At 65.1% G+C, this 14,202-nt stretch carries 16 protein-coding genes and 1 pseudogene; 13 read left to right on the top strand and 4 right to left on the bottom strand.

Annotated elements, in window-relative coordinates:
- The first annotated feature begins 20 nt into the window (after positions 1-20).
- From FV242_RS28415 to FV242_RS28370, 10 genes are all read left to right on the top strand, one after another.
- Positions 21-203 (top strand): hypothetical protein, encoded by a 183-nt coding sequence (locus tag FV242_RS28415; RefSeq protein ID WP_147941271.1) that lies wholly within the window; start codon positions 21-23, stop codon positions 201-203.
- Positions 204-312: 109 nt separating this feature from the next.
- Complete coding sequence (locus FV242_RS28410; RefSeq protein ID WP_147941270.1) at positions 313-573, top strand: GlsB/YeaQ/YmgE family stress response membrane protein; 261 nt, start codon at positions 313-315, stop codon at positions 571-573.
- 147 nt (positions 574-720) lie between these two features.
- On the top strand, positions 721-1,596 hold the full coding sequence (locus FV242_RS28405) for a PhnA-like protein (protein ID WP_246692928.1): 876 nt from the start codon (positions 721-723) through the stop codon (positions 1,594-1,596).
- A 2-nt stretch (positions 1,597-1,598) separates the two neighbouring features.
- On the top strand, positions 1,599-2,096 hold the full coding sequence (locus tag FV242_RS28400) for a YsnF/AvaK domain-containing protein (protein WP_246692927.1): 498 nt from the start codon (positions 1,599-1,601) through the stop codon (positions 2,094-2,096).
- Positions 2,093-2,980, top strand: a complete 888-nt coding sequence (locus tag FV242_RS28395) for a YsnF/AvaK domain-containing protein (protein ID WP_147941268.1) — start codon at positions 2,093-2,095, stop codon at positions 2,978-2,980. Before FV242_RS28400 ends, FV242_RS28395 begins: the two co-directional genes overlap by 4 nt.
- A gap of 382 nt (positions 2,981-3,362) precedes the next feature.
- Positions 3,363-3,827: a YidB family protein gene (locus tag FV242_RS28390; protein ID WP_147941267.1), complete on the top strand. Its 465-nt coding sequence runs from the start codon at positions 3,363-3,365 to the stop codon at positions 3,825-3,827.
- A 112-nt stretch (positions 3,828-3,939) separates the two neighbouring features.
- Entirely contained in the window at positions 3,940-4,131 is a 192-nt protein-coding gene (locus FV242_RS28385; RefSeq protein ID WP_147941266.1) for a hypothetical protein, read from the top strand.
- Positions 4,132-4,195: 64 nt separating this feature from the next.
- Positions 4,196-4,558, top strand: a complete 363-nt coding sequence (locus FV242_RS28380) for a CsbD family protein (RefSeq protein ID WP_147941265.1) — start codon at positions 4,196-4,198, stop codon at positions 4,556-4,558.
- Positions 4,559-4,602: 44 nt separating this feature from the next.
- Positions 4,603-5,034 (top strand): hypothetical protein, encoded by a 432-nt coding sequence (locus tag FV242_RS28375; RefSeq protein ID WP_147941264.1) that lies wholly within the window; start codon positions 4,603-4,605, stop codon positions 5,032-5,034.
- 58 nt (positions 5,035-5,092) lie between these two features.
- Positions 5,093-5,449 carry a DUF3618 domain-containing protein gene (locus FV242_RS28370; protein ID WP_147941263.1) on the top strand — a complete coding sequence of 119 codons (357 nt, stop codon included), beginning with the start codon at positions 5,093-5,095 and terminating at the stop codon, positions 5,447-5,449.
- 42 nt (positions 5,450-5,491) lie between these two features.
- On the opposite strand, the gene FV242_RS28365 is transcribed toward FV242_RS28370, so the two are convergent.
- The 4 genes and pseudogenes from FV242_RS28365 to FV242_RS28350 all read right to left on the bottom strand — a co-directional run.
- Positions 5,492-8,488, bottom strand: coding sequence for a response regulator (locus tag FV242_RS28365; protein WP_147941262.1), 2,997 nt, complete (start codon positions 8,486-8,488; stop codon positions 5,492-5,494).
- A gap of 199 nt (positions 8,489-8,687) precedes the next feature.
- Positions 8,688-8,924, bottom strand: a complete 237-nt coding sequence (locus tag FV242_RS28360) for a DUF2171 domain-containing protein (RefSeq protein ID WP_147910992.1) — start codon at positions 8,922-8,924, stop codon at positions 8,688-8,690.
- Between the two features lie 11 nt (positions 8,925-8,935).
- Positions 8,936-9,493, bottom strand: coding sequence for a ferritin-like domain-containing protein (locus FV242_RS28355; RefSeq protein ID WP_147910991.1), 558 nt, complete (start codon positions 9,491-9,493; stop codon positions 8,936-8,938).
- Positions 9,494-9,730: 237 nt separating this feature from the next.
- A pseudogene (locus tag FV242_RS28350) lies at positions 9,731-10,707 on the bottom strand (IS3 family transposase); the annotation flags it as partial.
- Positions 10,708-10,847: 140 nt separating this feature from the next.
- Here FV242_RS28350 and FV242_RS36405 point away from each other — a divergent pair.
- From FV242_RS36405 to FV242_RS28340, 3 genes are all read left to right on the top strand, one after another.
- Positions 10,848-11,357 (top strand): TspO/MBR family protein, encoded by a 510-nt coding sequence (locus FV242_RS36405; RefSeq protein ID WP_147941261.1) that lies wholly within the window; start codon positions 10,848-10,850, stop codon positions 11,355-11,357.
- A 464-nt stretch (positions 11,358-11,821) separates the two neighbouring features.
- A complete protein-coding gene (locus FV242_RS34860) occupies positions 11,822-11,983 on the top strand; it encodes a hypothetical protein (RefSeq protein ID WP_187278596.1) in 162 nt (53 codons plus the stop codon).
- A gap of 291 nt (positions 11,984-12,274) precedes the next feature.
- On the top strand, positions 12,275-13,969 hold the full coding sequence (locus tag FV242_RS28340) for a methyl-accepting chemotaxis protein (protein WP_147910678.1): 1,695 nt from the start codon (positions 12,275-12,277) through the stop codon (positions 13,967-13,969).
- The last annotated feature ends 233 nt before the right edge of the window (positions 13,970-14,202 follow it).

Here is a 14,202-nt window from a genome sequence, read left to right as displayed (position 1 = left end):
GTTGATACCAGGAGATCCGCGTGGCCGGGCGTCGGAAGGTGCTATCGCCCGATCATATTCGGGCGCTGATCAAGGAAGCCATCGGCATCATCGAGGGCGACCACGCGATCCAGGCGGAAGCCGCTGCCGAGATCGCTGCCCTCGAAGTCGCAAACACGTCATCGAACCTTGAGCCGAGACCAAAGCGCTCGACCCGCACGTGAAGCTCGGACGCGAGCCGATGAACGGGCCGCTGCCGCGGCTTCTGCACGCCTTCAGCGAGGCTGCAGACGGATGCAGGCCAACCCACACCGAGAGAAGTGGAGCCGAACCATGTCACTCCTCGCCTGGATTGTGCTCGGCCTCGTTGCCGGCTTCATCGGCAGCAAGGTGGTCAACAACACGGGGCAGGGGTTGCTCGTCGACATCCTGCTCGGCGTGGTCGGGGCGGTGGTCGGCGGCTTCCTGTTCAAACAATTCGGTGAGCCCGGCGTCTCAGGGCTCAATCTCTACAGCCTGGTCGTCGCCGTCATCGGCGCCGTCAATCTGCTGTGGCTGTACCACGCCCTGATCTGCCGTCGCTGGGTGCTCTGACCCCGGCCAAACCCGCTTCCGCCGCTTCCGGCGGAAGATCGAACCACTGACCTGAGAGTACCGAGCATGGCGCTGACACCCAATACCACCCGTCCAGCCTACGACCGCGACTTCCCCACCGACAGCGCGGTCACCCCCGCGGAGGACATGCGCACGATGGCGCTGCACTCCATCTCCTGGGGGGCGGTGTTCGCCGGCGCGGTGATCGCGCTCGTCGCCCAGGTCATCCTGAACATGATCGGACTCGGGATCGGGCTCTCGACCGTCGACCCGGCCGGCAACGGCACTCCGACCGCGGGAAGCCTGTCCTCGGGCGCCGGTATCTGGTTCGTGATCTCCGGCATCCTCGCCTCCACCGCCGGCGGTTGGCTCGCCGGGCGTCTTTCGGGCAAGCCGGCCAACACCACCACCGCCTACCACGGGCTGATCGCCTGGGCAGTCTCGACGCTGGTCGTCGTCTACCTGCTGTCCTCGGCGGTCGGCGGCGTCATCAGCGGTGCGTCGAGCGCGGTGTCGAGCACGCTCGGTGGTGCCGGCAACCTGATCGGCGGCTCGGTGAAGACCGCCGCACAGGCCGCCGCCCCGTCGCTGCCCGGCGTGGATAACCCGTTCTCGAACATCGAGAGCCAGGTCCGCAATGGCACCGGCAATGATCCGGAGGCCCTGAAGAACGCCGCCGTCAGCGCGATGCGTGCGGCGGTGACCGGCGACGCCAACCAGCAGAAGGATGCACAGGAGAAGGCTGCCCAGGCTCTCGCCAAGGCGCAGAACATCCCGGTCGATCAGGCCCGGACCCAGGTCGCCCAGTACGTGCAGCAGTTCAACGACACGGTCGCGAAGACCAAGGAGCAGGCCAAGCAGGCGGCCGATGCCGCCGCCCGTGTCGGCGCACAGGGGGCGCTCTACGGTGCCTTGGCGCTGATCCTGGGAGCGCTGTCGGCCTTCTTCGCGGGTCGTGGCGCCGCCGTCGACCCAGTCGTGAGCCGCACCGGCGTCGCCATCACGACCCAGCGTCGGGTGTGACCATGAGCGATCCCGCCGCCACCGAACCGCACCTCCTAGAGATGCAGGGCGAACACGCGGCGGAGATCGCCGTCGGCGAGACCGTAACGCTCCCGCTGATCGCCGAGACCGCCCGCATCGACAAGCGGGCGGTCGAGACCGGGCGAATGCGGGTCTCGACCCGGACCGAAACCACCGACCAAATCCTGCGCGAGACCCTGCACAGCGACATGGTCGGGGTCACCCGAGTGGCCATCAACCGGACGCTGTCCGAGGGCGAGGTGCCACCGGTGGTCCGTGAGGAGGATGGGGTGACCATCATCCCAGTCCTGGAAGAGATCCTCGTCGTCGAGAAGCGCCTGGTCCTCAAGGAGGAGGTGCACGTCCGCCAGACCACGGCGGGCGAGGACGTCGAGATGCCGGTGACGCTGCGCAGGCAGCACGCCGTGATCGAACGCGTGTCCCCCGAGGGGCACGTCACGGCCCTGACCGCAGCTGAAACACCGGAGATCGAACCATGACCCAGACCATCACCGCCATGTACGACACCTACCCCGAGGCGACCGCCGCCAAGGCCAAGCTCGTCGCCCTCGGCATCCCCGAGGTCGGGATCCGGATCTTGTCTGGCAGCGAGGCTGGTACTGGCACCGTCACAACCCATGAGGAAGGCATGTGGGGCTCGCTAAAGGAGTTCTTCATGCCGGAGGAGGACCGCCACCTCCACGCCGAAGGCCTGCACCGCGGCGGCACCATGCTGACCGCAACCGTCGAGGACGGATACGCCGAGCAGACCTACGACATCCTGGAGGAGCACGGCTCGGTCGATATGGACGAGCGTGAGGCATCCTGGCGCAAGGACGGTTGGACCGGGCAGGCGACTGGCGCGCCAGCTATGGCCGCTTCCATTCCGGCATCGACAGGGACCGCCGACTTGCATGCGGCTGGGTCCACCGAGACCCTCGCCGCTCACGGCACGGCCCAGGGCACCGAGTACATCCCGGTGGTCGAGGAGCGCCTCAACGTCGGCAAGCGCATGGTCGACAGCGGCCGCGTCCGGGTGCGTTCCTATGCCGTCGAGAAGGACGTGAGCGAGAACGTCACCCTGCACGACGAGACCGTGCACGTCGACCGGCGCGTGGTCGACCGGGCAGTAACCCCGGGTGACATGGCCCTGTTTGAGGACAAGGTCATCGAGGCGACCGAGATGCGCGAGCAGGCGGTGGTCTCGAAGGAGGCCCGCGTCGTCGGCGAGGTCGGCATCCGCAAGGACGCGACCCAGCGCGTCGAGACTGTCTCCGACAAGGTCCGCCACACCGAGGTCGAGGTCACCGACGAGCGCGGCAACGTCGAGCGCACCGGCACGACCGGTACCACCACCGGGACCGTGCCGCACAAGCCCGTCTAACCACGTGTGGGGAGGGGTCCTTGGATCCCTTCCTCAACACGAACCGGTCCCGCACCCACCAAGCACGGTCGTCACACATGTCTCGCTCGGTCCTTCTCCTCGGTCTCGCCTTTGTCTTGGCGGCGAGTTCTGCCAACGCCCAAGGCGATGACAGCGGCGCGGGCAATCTCAGGACGTTCTGTTCCGGGGATTACCTCAGTCTCTGCAATGGCATGGATCCGAAGGGCCCGGAGGTGGTCGCGTGTTTCCGAAAGAATATGGGCAAGCTCTCGCCCGGCTGCCTGGCCGCCATCGATGAGTACAGGGCGGCCAAGGCTAGCGGTTCAAAATCGTAGGGCCGCGGGAATGCACGCCTGCCGTCCCCTCGAACAGGAGACTAAACATGAGTGACGGCTTTCCCTCGATGACCGCCCTGCTAGGTCTGCTCGCTGTGGCAGGGTTCCAAAACAAGGACAAGATCGCCGAGATGCTTGGTGGCGGCCACTCCGCCTCGGGTGCGGGGTCCGCGACCGTACCCGGTCAAGCCGGTCTCGGGGGCCTTCTCGGCAACATCGGCGGTGCGCTCGGCGGGGCCGGCGTCGGCAACGTGCTCGGCGGGGGCCTCGGTCAGCTCGTCGAGAGCTTCCGGCAGAACGGACACGGCGCGGCGGCGGACTCTTGGGTGAGCCATGGCCCCAACCATGAGATCGCCTCGCCGCAGCTCCGCGAGGCCATCGGTCCCAACGTCATGGACGCCCTGTCCCGGCAGACTGGCCTTTCGCACGACGAACTGCTTTCCAGGCTCTCCCGGGAGCTTCCCTCGGCGGTCGACCGCTACACCCCCGACGGCAGGCTGCCTGCCCAATGACGCGGCGCACCTGAGGACATCCGCACGCCCGATGAGAACAATCCCGCCCGGACGCGCCGGTCGACCCGACCGCAACGAGCACCGCGACGGTGCCATTCGAGGAATAACCCCCATGCCCAAGAGCGCGCACGCCGAGGCCGCCAAGCACCACGAGGCCGCCGCCAAGTCGCACAAGACTGCCGCCGAGCACCACGAGAAGGGCGATGAGACCGCCGCCGCCAAGCACTCGAAGGAGGCCCATGGCCACTCCGAGAAGGCGCACGAGAGCTCGACCAAGGCCCACGGCAAGAGCGCCGGGAAGTAACGCGACCCCATCTAACCGCCGGGCGCGCCTCCCGCGGGGCCGGCACTGAGCAAGGAGAACGAGCATGGACGAGAAGCGTATCACCGGCGCCGCGAAGGAATTCGGCGGCAAGGTCCAAGGTGCCATCGGCGACGTGACCGGCGACCGCGAGACTCGGGCCAAGGGTACCGCCAACGAAGCCGAGGGCAACGTCGAGAACCTGTACGGGCAGGCCAAGGACGCCCTGCGCGACGTAGCCGACCAAGCGAGCGACCTCACGCAGGGCGCGCTCAAGCAGGGCCGCGACGCCTTCCCCGATGCCGAGCGCGCTTACCGCCAGGGCGCCGACACGGTGACGAGCTACGCCAAGGAGTCCCCGCTGATGATGGCCGCGATGGCCGGCGCTCTCGGCTACCTGCTCGCGATGGTCGTCCACGGTCGCCGCTAGGGCCGCCTACTTCCCACATCGTTCCGTAGGTTCGGAGCAGCACCATGAACGATCAGTCCCGACCTGCGGCCCCCCCCGCCGCTAACAGCCCGATGCAGGCAGCAAGATCACCGGCCGGCTTGGCGGATGCCGTACGTGATCAGGCGAGCGGCTATGCCGACCGGCGCAAGACCGAGGCTGTCGGCTTCCTCTCCGATTTGGCTCGGGCGCTTCGTTCGGGCGGTGGGGCACTCGATGAGGGGGCATCGGTAAGGCCGTTCGTCCACACGGTCGCCGATAACCTCGACGCGCTCTCGGACCGGGTGGCGCGCCGAAGCTGGCGAGAGCTCTATCGCGATGCTGAGGCGGTCGCACGGGGTAACCCGCTGGCCACGGTCCTTGTGATCGGTGCGCTGGGGTACGGTGTCTTCCACGTCCTTCGGCTCGGCGAAAGCGATACCCGCAGGTCTCAGGCCGCGGAGCCTAAACAGGCGTAGGGAGGGTACTCTTAAGCTCCAGCAGCAACGCAACCGTTATCAGAGAGCACGTGAACGCATGACGAGCGACGCGGACGCCTTGGAACGCGAGATCGGGGCGAGCCGTGGTCGCCTGAACCAGACACTGGATAAGCTCACGCAACGGCTGACGCCGACCGGCATCGTCGAGGATGTGCTCGGTACCGTCCGACGCGATGCGACCGGTGCCAGCCTCTACGACGGCGCGCTGGAGGCGGTCCGCCGCAGCCCAGTGCCGGTATTGTTGATGTGCGTCGGCATGGTGATGCTCCTCAAGGGCAAGGGCTCACGCAAGGTCCCAACCTACCGTGCTGTGCGCGACACCGACCGATACGCACCGCTAAGCGTTGACGCGATCCCAACTTCGAACAACGCGATACCAAAAGCCTCCCGCTAGATGTTGGTCGCAGCATCACCGAACCCATGCACGACTCAAAGTTCACGCATTTTCGATCAAGCCGCCTCCGTAGAGCGTCCGCAGCGTCGCCGAGAGGTCCGAGTACGATAAGCCAGCCTTCTGCAACACGCGGTCGGCCTGCCCGGCCAACAATCTAAAATCGTCCGCGGTGACGTCCTTGGCGGTGAGCACCACCACGGGGATGCCGTACCATTCCGGGCGGGTGCGCAGCAGACGCAAGAACCCGAACCCGTCCAACTCCGGCATCATCAGGTCGAGCAAGATCAGCCAAGGCTTGTGCTCCGCGACCGCCGTCAGCCCGGCCCGGCCGTCCACCGCCGTCACCACCGACCACCCGTCCCGCGTCAGCTGCGTCGCCATCAATGCGCGCAGATCGGCATCGTCGTCCACGATCAGCACGGGCCCGTCATGCGGCTTCGGGCGGAACCGCTCCATTGCCTCCTTCAGCTGTGCCCAGTCGACCGGCTTTTGCAGGTAATCCGTCGCCCCGAGCGAGAACGCGAGGTTCTGCTCGTCGAGCACCGTGACCATGATTACCGGCAGGTCGCCGAGTTCCTTGTCGGCACGCAGAACGCGCAGCACAGCCCATCCGTCCATGCGCGGCATGGTCACATCGAGCAGGATCGCCCGTGGGCGCCGGGTGCGAGCCTGCTCCAATCCTGCCTTCCCATCGGACGCCGTCGCGACGTAGAAGCCCTCCTTGGTCAGGAAGCGGGCGAGCAGATCGCGTGTCGCTTGATCATCGTCGATGACCAGAACCTCGCTGCCCTGCGCGGCATGGTCATCGGATCTCGGTTCCACGGGTGATGATCTAGGAACAGCCTGTATCTCCTCGCTCCCAGCCGCACTCGCCAGCACGGTCAGGGTGAAGGTCGTGCCCTCGCCCGTGCGGCTCGCGACCGCGATGTCGCCGCCGAGCATGTGTGCGAAGGCGCGCGTGATCGCCAAGCCGAGGCCCGTACCGCCGAAGCGCCGTGTCGTCGAAGCGTCTGCCTGGCTAAACCGCTGGAACAGCCGCGTCACCTGCTCCTCGCTCATGCCGATGCCGGTGTCGGACACCGCAAATACCAATCGGTCGCCTTCGGCATCCGTCTGTCGGCGTACCGACAGGGTGATGCGGCCACCGTCGGTGAACTTGGCCGCGTTGCTGAGCAGGTTGATCAAGCACTGGCGCAGCTTGGTCGCGTCGGTGTAGGCGCCGCCGAGCCCGTCCGCGAGATCGAGGACGAGGGCGTTGCCCTTCTTCTCCACCAGGGCTTCCACCGTGGCGGCGACATCGCGCACGGTCGCGGCGACGTCGAGACTCTCCGGATATACCTCCATGCGCTCGGCCTCGATCTTCGAGAGATCGAGGACGTCGTTGATCAGGCCCAGCAGATGGCGTGCGTTCGCCTCGATCTTCTTCATGTCCGGGAGCAGGTCCGCCTGACCGGCGTCCTCCATCTCCTCCTGCAGCATCTCGGAATAGCCGATCACCGCCGAGAGCGGCGTGCGCAGCTCGTGGCTCATGTTGGCCAGGAACTCGGATTTGGCGCGATTGGCCTCCTCGGCCGCCTCCTTGGCAGCCTCAAGCACATGCTCGGAACGCTTGCGTGCGTCGATGTCGGTGACCACGACTACGGCGCCGACGAGCTTTCCATCCGTGTCCCGCATCGGCGCACCGGAAAAGCCGATCCAGGCGCGCGAACTGTCGCCGCGCTGATAGTCGACCTCCAGCTCCGACTGGGGCTCGCCCTCGCGCACCACCTTGATCAGCGGCCACTCCGTCGGCTCGACCGACCGGCCATCCTCGTGGAAGCCGATCCAGCGTGCCGGTCCCTCGCCGGGCTGCGCGGGCTGCACTGCGTGCCCCAGGATCGTCTCAGCCCGAGCGTTGTGACCGGTAATCTGGCCGGTGTGCGCCTCAGCGATGAGTACGCCCACCGGCAGGGTATCGAGCACGGTCCGCAGCAACGCCTCGCCCGCGCGTACTTGAGCCTCGGACTGGGCGGCCGCGGTCACGTCGGCGACAACGATGCCGACACCAACCGCCGCCGGCCCTCCGTCCTGGCGCAAGGGATAGAAACTCATGCGGAAATGACGCGTCCCACCCGGTGCGCTCTCGCTCGGCACGCTGACGGGCACGTCGGCGCTGACCAGGCCATGATCGCGCGCAGCTTCCAGCAGCGGGGCGAGCTGCGGCTCCAAGCTCGGCAGCAAGGTCCAGATCGGCGCGCCGAGATCTGCACCGAAGCCGCGCTCGCTCATCGTCGCCAACGCACGGTTCATGTGGCGGATCTTCAGATCGCCGTCGAGGAAGCCCAGACCGACCGGGGCGTTGGCCAGCACGCCCTCGAACAGCCCGCTGCTGCGCTGGCTCTCGCGCCGCCGCACCAGGGCGAGGCGCGCCAAGAGCGCCACGGCGAGGATAGCGCAGAGCAAGCTGAACGCGCTCAGGATGATATAGCGCAGCCTGTCTTGGCGATCGATCGCCGCCAGCGCTTCATCGGCGCGCTGGTCGGCTGCCGCGGTGGCGACGCGGATCGCGTCCATCAGGCGTTTGCCTTCACCCGTCGCGATCAAAGTCGCAGCTGCGTCGAAGCCTCGGTCGCGACGGGCAGTTACGACGCGATCGGAGAACGCCTTCTCGTCGTCAATCAGCTTGCGCACGGGGGCGAGCGCCATAGCGGCTGAGTCGACAGATGTGCGTTTGAGATTATCGAGGTAAGCGACGTCGTCTCCAATGCGGTTGAGCGCGTCGGCGTAGGGTTCAAGATACTCAAGCTTGCCGGTCAGGGCGTAGCCGCGCATGCCGGTCTCGAGATCCTTCATGGTCGAGAGCAGTCGATCGCTGCGGCTGATCAACTCGCGCTGGCGAGCCTGCTCCCTATGAGCTGCGTCGCGGGCCGCGAAGTTCCATCCGGCTGCGGTGATGGCGAGGGCAAGAAGGACGTAGGCCAGGGGCGAACTCGGCAGACCAGCGAAAGGTCGCGAGCCGCGCCAACCGGGACGTCGTATGAGCAAGGCTGTATTAGGCATATGAGGCACCTCTGCCCCTCTCAGGCGGGCATCAGCTACTCGTAGCCGTCGAGAGCCAAGGAACGCGAGCCTGAGTGCCCTCTGCTACCCTTATGCGGGGGGGCGTGACCGTCGGGAAACAGTCGTTCTCTCGACTCCAGCCAAAAGAAAGGGGACTGCCTTTCGGTAGTCCCCCATTTCGTCGGACGATGATCACCGCTTAAGCGGCGGTGCCCCACTCGTCCTTGGCCTGCGCCGTAGTGCGGTTCAGGCGTACCTCGCCATTCTCGATCGTCCCAATGGAGTCGACATGGATAAAGTGGTGGATGCCGTGCGCCTCCGGATCAGTCCGGGTCAGCTTGATGCGCTGGCCGTCCAGATGATCGACCGTCCCGACATGCCCGCCGTCGGAGCCGACCACAAGCATGTGTTCCTGGATCTGTGAGATATCGACCATGGTAAGCTTCCTTACGCCGTCTTGGCCTTGAAACCCCGCTTCGGGGCGGCCTTCGCCTCGACGTCGTCCGTATCCTCTTCGGAACCCTCGACGTTGATGCGCTCAGCGATCTCCGAGAGAAGCTGATCGGTCTTCTTCTCCTCCTGCAGCGTCTCATCAAGCAGCTTAGCCGCATCCTCATAGCCAAGCTGGGTCGCCCAAGTTTTCAGCGTGCCGTAGCGGGCGATCTCGTAGTGCTCGACCGCCTGCGCGCAGCCGACTAGAACCGCATCGGCGGCCGGGCTGTCGCCGAAGTCCTCCAGATCCTCCTCCATCTCGGAGGTCAGCCCTTGCATGGCCTCGCAGGTCTTGGCGCGCGCCGGCTTGCCGATGATCTCGAACACCTGCTGCAGGCGCTCGACCTGGATGGCGCTCTCCTCGGCGTGGGTCTCGAACGCCTGCTTAAGCTCCTCGTGCTCAGCGGATTTGGCCGACTTCTTCAGCGCACGAACGGACTGCTTTTCAGCATAGTACACGTCCTTGAGGGTTTCATAGAACGCATCCTGTAAGGTCTTCTGCTTAATAGCCATATCTTCCCATCTCCCGATAGTTGAACATCGAGGCCGTGGGTGTGATCTCACCGGCGGCCAGCTTCACAAGAACGTGGCTTCGCGCAGCAGGGTCCAAAGATTATTTTGGGGAGATGCGGAAAATTCCGGGAACCGTGGCATACCCCGATCGAGCTACTGATCGGCCCCTACGAGGTAGTCCAAGCGTAAAGTTAGTGCATCGTCGGCCTGGAGTTGACCCCGTTTGTGGTCCACGGCCTATGCAAGTTCCCGGGCTGTGACAGCTTGGTTGGCGAAGACTCGGGGCGTCAAGCCGCCCAGGGCCGTGTGAGGTCGATCTTCGTTGTCGTGGCACCTCCAGTCCTCGATGCGCTCGCGGGCATCGGCCAGCGACAGGAACCACGAGGCGTTCAGGCACTCCACTCGGAGGCGGCCGTTGAACGACTCGATATAGGCGTTGTCGGTTGGCTTGCCCGGTCGTGGGAAGTCGATCTCGACCCCGTTCAGATAAGCCCACTGGTCAAGCATGCGCCCGGCGAACTCCGGCCCGTTGTCCACCCGCAGGCTTTTGGGTCGACCTCGCAGCCTGACCAAGGCGTCGAGCGCCTCGGTCACCTGGAAGGCGCGGAAGTTGGCTCTCGGCGTGAGTGAGAGCGCCTCTCGCGTGTGGCAATCGACGACGGTCAGGATCCGGAACGGACGTCCGTCGAAGATGCGGTCGGACATGAAGTCCATCGCCCAGACCTCGTTGGGTCCACCGATCGCCGATCGCCCCTGGCGATAGCGCCAAGCCCGCTTACGCTTGGGCAGCTTGGACCGGATCGACAGCCCCTCGTCCCGGTAGATCCGGTAGGTGCGCTTGTGGTTCACCTTCCAGCCCTCCCGTCGCAACAGGACGTGCAGTCGCCGATAGCCGTAGCGTACCCGCGCGGCAGCGAGCTCCTTCAGCCGCATGCGCAGCACTACCTGCGGATCGGCGCACTTGCAGTAGCGCTGAGACGAGCGGCCGAAACCGGTGGCCTGGCAGGCCCGACGCTCGCTGATGTCGTAGGCCACCTGCAGGTGACCGGCGCCCTCGCGACGAGCGGCGGGCCTCACCACTTTCGCTTGAGAACGTCCTGCAGCATGGAGCGGTCCAGCGTCAGGTCTGCGACCAAACGCTTGAGCTTGCTGTTCTCGTCCTCCAGCTGCTTGAGCCGCCGGATCTCCGGCACGCCCATGCCGACGAACTGCTTCTAGATTGGCACCAGCGGATCGGTTGATAGCGGTTCGCTGACACTTCCAAACAAAAACTCGTCATTGGCCTATCGATGCCCTGGGCCTATGTGCGCTTTCATCTCACGTGGATGACAAACGCTCGTAGAGGAGTACCAGGATGGCATCTCACGCCCGAACGGGAGGCCTATCTCCGCTTCAGGCTGCAGCGCTGGCGGTCGGGGCCGTTACGGCAGCTCTGCTCATTGGGCGGCGCGCCAGCCCAACACCCGATCACCCCCGGACGAGGCGCTGGTATCGGCACCTTGCGAAACCGGACTACACACCCCCATCGCCGGTTTACCCGGTTGCCTGGACAGGTATCCAAGCTTCGCTCGCCTATGGCGGTTACCGCCTGCTTCGCGCTGAGGGATCGCCCGAGCGGACAACGGCCTTGGCGTTCTGGGCCGCGAACCAAGTTGGTATCGCCGGCTGGAGCGAAGTTTTTTTCGGTCAGCGGTCGACAGGATGGGCAACCGTCGCATCGGCCGCCCTTAGCGCGAGCGCGGTTGGTTACGTGGCAACGGCCAGTCAAGTCGATAAGACCACCGGCCAGCTCGGCATTCCACTGGTGGCTTGGGTATCATTCGCGACGCTACTCGCCGAAGAGATTTGGCGGAAGAACGATTAATCGGCAGAGCAGTCCTGAGCCATGGGTTCGCAAGTCATAGGATCTTGCAATAGGTTTGGTGCAAAACTCAAGAGTTATGCACCATGGGCCCGCTTCCAACCCAACCCAGTCGTAGACTTATGTCTCGTCGGTAGCCAGAAACCGCACATCCCCGCATAGCAAGAGGGAGCACATGCGGACCCGGAATTGAACGGCGAGTCTCCTTCGTAGCGTGCCCTTATGCGAACGATTTGATCGTGCGCCGCTGGAAGCACTGCGCTAGGCCAATCTCGCTGCTGCAGGCGCGGCAGATGTTCGATCCGGTCAAGTTCTTCGGGATGCTGCGCGATGCGGAGGTCCGAGGCAAAACTCGCGGACCGTAGGTCTGGCAATGTGGCCGAGCATGGTCTCAAGAAAGCGAGCACGGGGGCGTGTGTTGAGACAGTCGCGTTGTCGCCCTCTCGGCTCACAGTTACAGCTAGCCCATGCTCGACAAGCTCAACGCCCTCCTCGAACGCCTGAAGGCGCACCAGCGCACGCTCATATCGGCGATGGCCGAGCACGATGGACTGCCGGCGGGGAGCACCTTGCGCCACGTTGCCGAACTGGAAAACGTGATTGCCGCGGTCGAGGCGGTCGGAGTCTGAAAAGTCGAGCTTCGGCTCATCCTTACATAAGTTGTACAATTTCAGGTTGGCATACAACTGAAATCAAATGCTTTGTACGATTGAACACCTACACAATGGTGGTTTAATAGGAATTTAACCTGGCAGCAGCTAATTGCGTTCTAAGATTGTCTGGGGCGCGTTCTGCTTCCAGCACTCGTTCTTATTCGCCCCACGATCCTTCGTCACAGCCGGAATGTACTCGTTCATCGAACGGGGATTGCGCTCTGATCTGTCCCGATGAGGTCGGCCTCACGCCATGAGAGCCATTGGATGCGTTACCGTGCTGCTTGGCCCAGCTTCTCGCTGCCGGTCCGTCTCAGTCTCGTCGGAACCGCTCTGCTCAGCTTCGCCTCCATCTGTACAGTTGGCCTCATCCTGCGCGACGTCGAGACGGACATGACCCAGCACGCATCCGCCGTGTTGGAAAGCAACATGCGTCTGCTGCGCCAGAGCCTGGTTGACGAGGGCAGCTCTGAGCGCTTCAGCCTCGTAGACGGGCAGCTGCAGGTCGGATCCCACCGCATCAATCAGAACGACCCAGCTGTCGATCGCGTCCAGGCCATCATCGGCGGAACCGCAACCGTCTTCCTTGGCGATACACGCATCGCCACCAACGTCACTAAGCCAGATGGGACCCGCGCCGTCGGAACTCAGTTGGCTGCCGGGCCCGTCTACGATGCTGTGCTCAAGCAGGGTCGTTCTTTCAGGGGTAAGGCCGAGGTCCTCGGGGTTCCATACTTCACGGCCTACGACCCAATTACGGCTGCTGACGGAAGCACGATCGGCGTCCTCTACACCGGGGTGAAGCAGACGGACTACCTCACCGTCATCAGCCGGCTGCGGACGGAAGCTGCTCTGATTGGCGTGCTGCTGGCTGCAGGCTGTAGTGCTGCGTTCTGGTTCCTCGTGCGCCGGAGCCTCAAGCCGCTGAAGCGCCTCGAAGGTGTCATGCGCCATCTCGCATCCGGCAATGCGGCGGTTGAGGTATCGGAGACGACCCGCCGCGACGAGATCGGCGCGATGGCAGCCGCCGTACAGGTGTTCAAGGACAACCTGATCAACACCCGTCAGCTGGAGGCGGAGACCGCCCAAGCTCGCCTTGCCGCTGAAGAGCAGCGCAAGGCCGGCATGCGCCAGATGGCCGATGGCTTCGAGGCCGCGGTCGGCGGCATCATCGGCATGGTGTCCTCCTCGGCCACCGAACTGCAAGCTACTGCTCAGACGATGACCGCCACGGCGACTGAGACGGCGAGCCAATCGACGACGGTCGCGGCCGCGGCGGAAGAAGCAGCCTCTAACGTCAACACGGTGGCGGCTGCCGCCGAGGAACTTGGCTCATCGGTCCAGGAGATCAGCCGGCAAGTCGCCGGCTCGGCGGAACTGGCGCAACGCGCTGTGCAGGAGGCCGATCAAACCGGTGCTCTGGTCCAGGAGCTGAGCGCGGCGGTCGCACGGATCGGCGACGTGGTCGGTCTGATCTCGTCGATCGCCGGCCAGACCAACCTGCTGGCACTCAATGCCACGATCGAGGCGGCACGTGCGGGTGCAGCCGGCAAGGGCTTCGCGGTGGTCGCGTCCGAGGTGAAGGCGTTGGCCGAGCAGACCGCCAAGGCGACCAGCGAGATCTCGGGGCAGATCGCCCGGATCCAGGCCTCTACCGGTCAGGCGGTCACATCGATCGGTGGTATCACCGGGCGGATCCGGGAGATCAACGGCGTAGCCACATCGATCGCGGCTGCCGTCGAGCAGCAAGGTGCGGCTACGCAGGAGATCGTGCGCAACGTCAGCCAGGCAGCGATGGGGACCGGTGAGGTGACCAGCAACATCTCTGGGGTCGCCGGCGCGGCCGAGGAAACCGGTGCGGCGGCGAGCCAGGTGCTTGGGGCGGCCTCGGAGCTGTCGCGCCAGTCCGAGCACCTCGCCGCCGAGGTCGGGCGCTTCCTCGCCACCGTGCGGGCCGCGTGAGGCGCCAATGAGCATTGTGGGGTGCCAGAACGACACCATCCCTCTTGATGAGGTTCGGGGCCTCACAGAAGCTCTGGCGGGCGCATTCGCCGAGGATGTGGATCTTGGTCCGCGAGGGCCACAGATACGCCTCCGGGACTGTCAGGAATTTCGTGTGGAGGCGGCCATAGTGGATCCGAAGGAGGTTCCCGATGGCACGACGCAAAGCACCCCACATCCCTGACGCGATCCTG

The sequence above is a fragment of the Methylobacterium sp. WL64 genome (assembly GCF_008039945.1).
Classification (GTDB): Bacteria; Pseudomonadota; Alphaproteobacteria; order Rhizobiales; family Beijerinckiaceae; genus Methylobacterium.
This window is presented reverse-complemented; position numbering and strand designations above follow the sequence as displayed.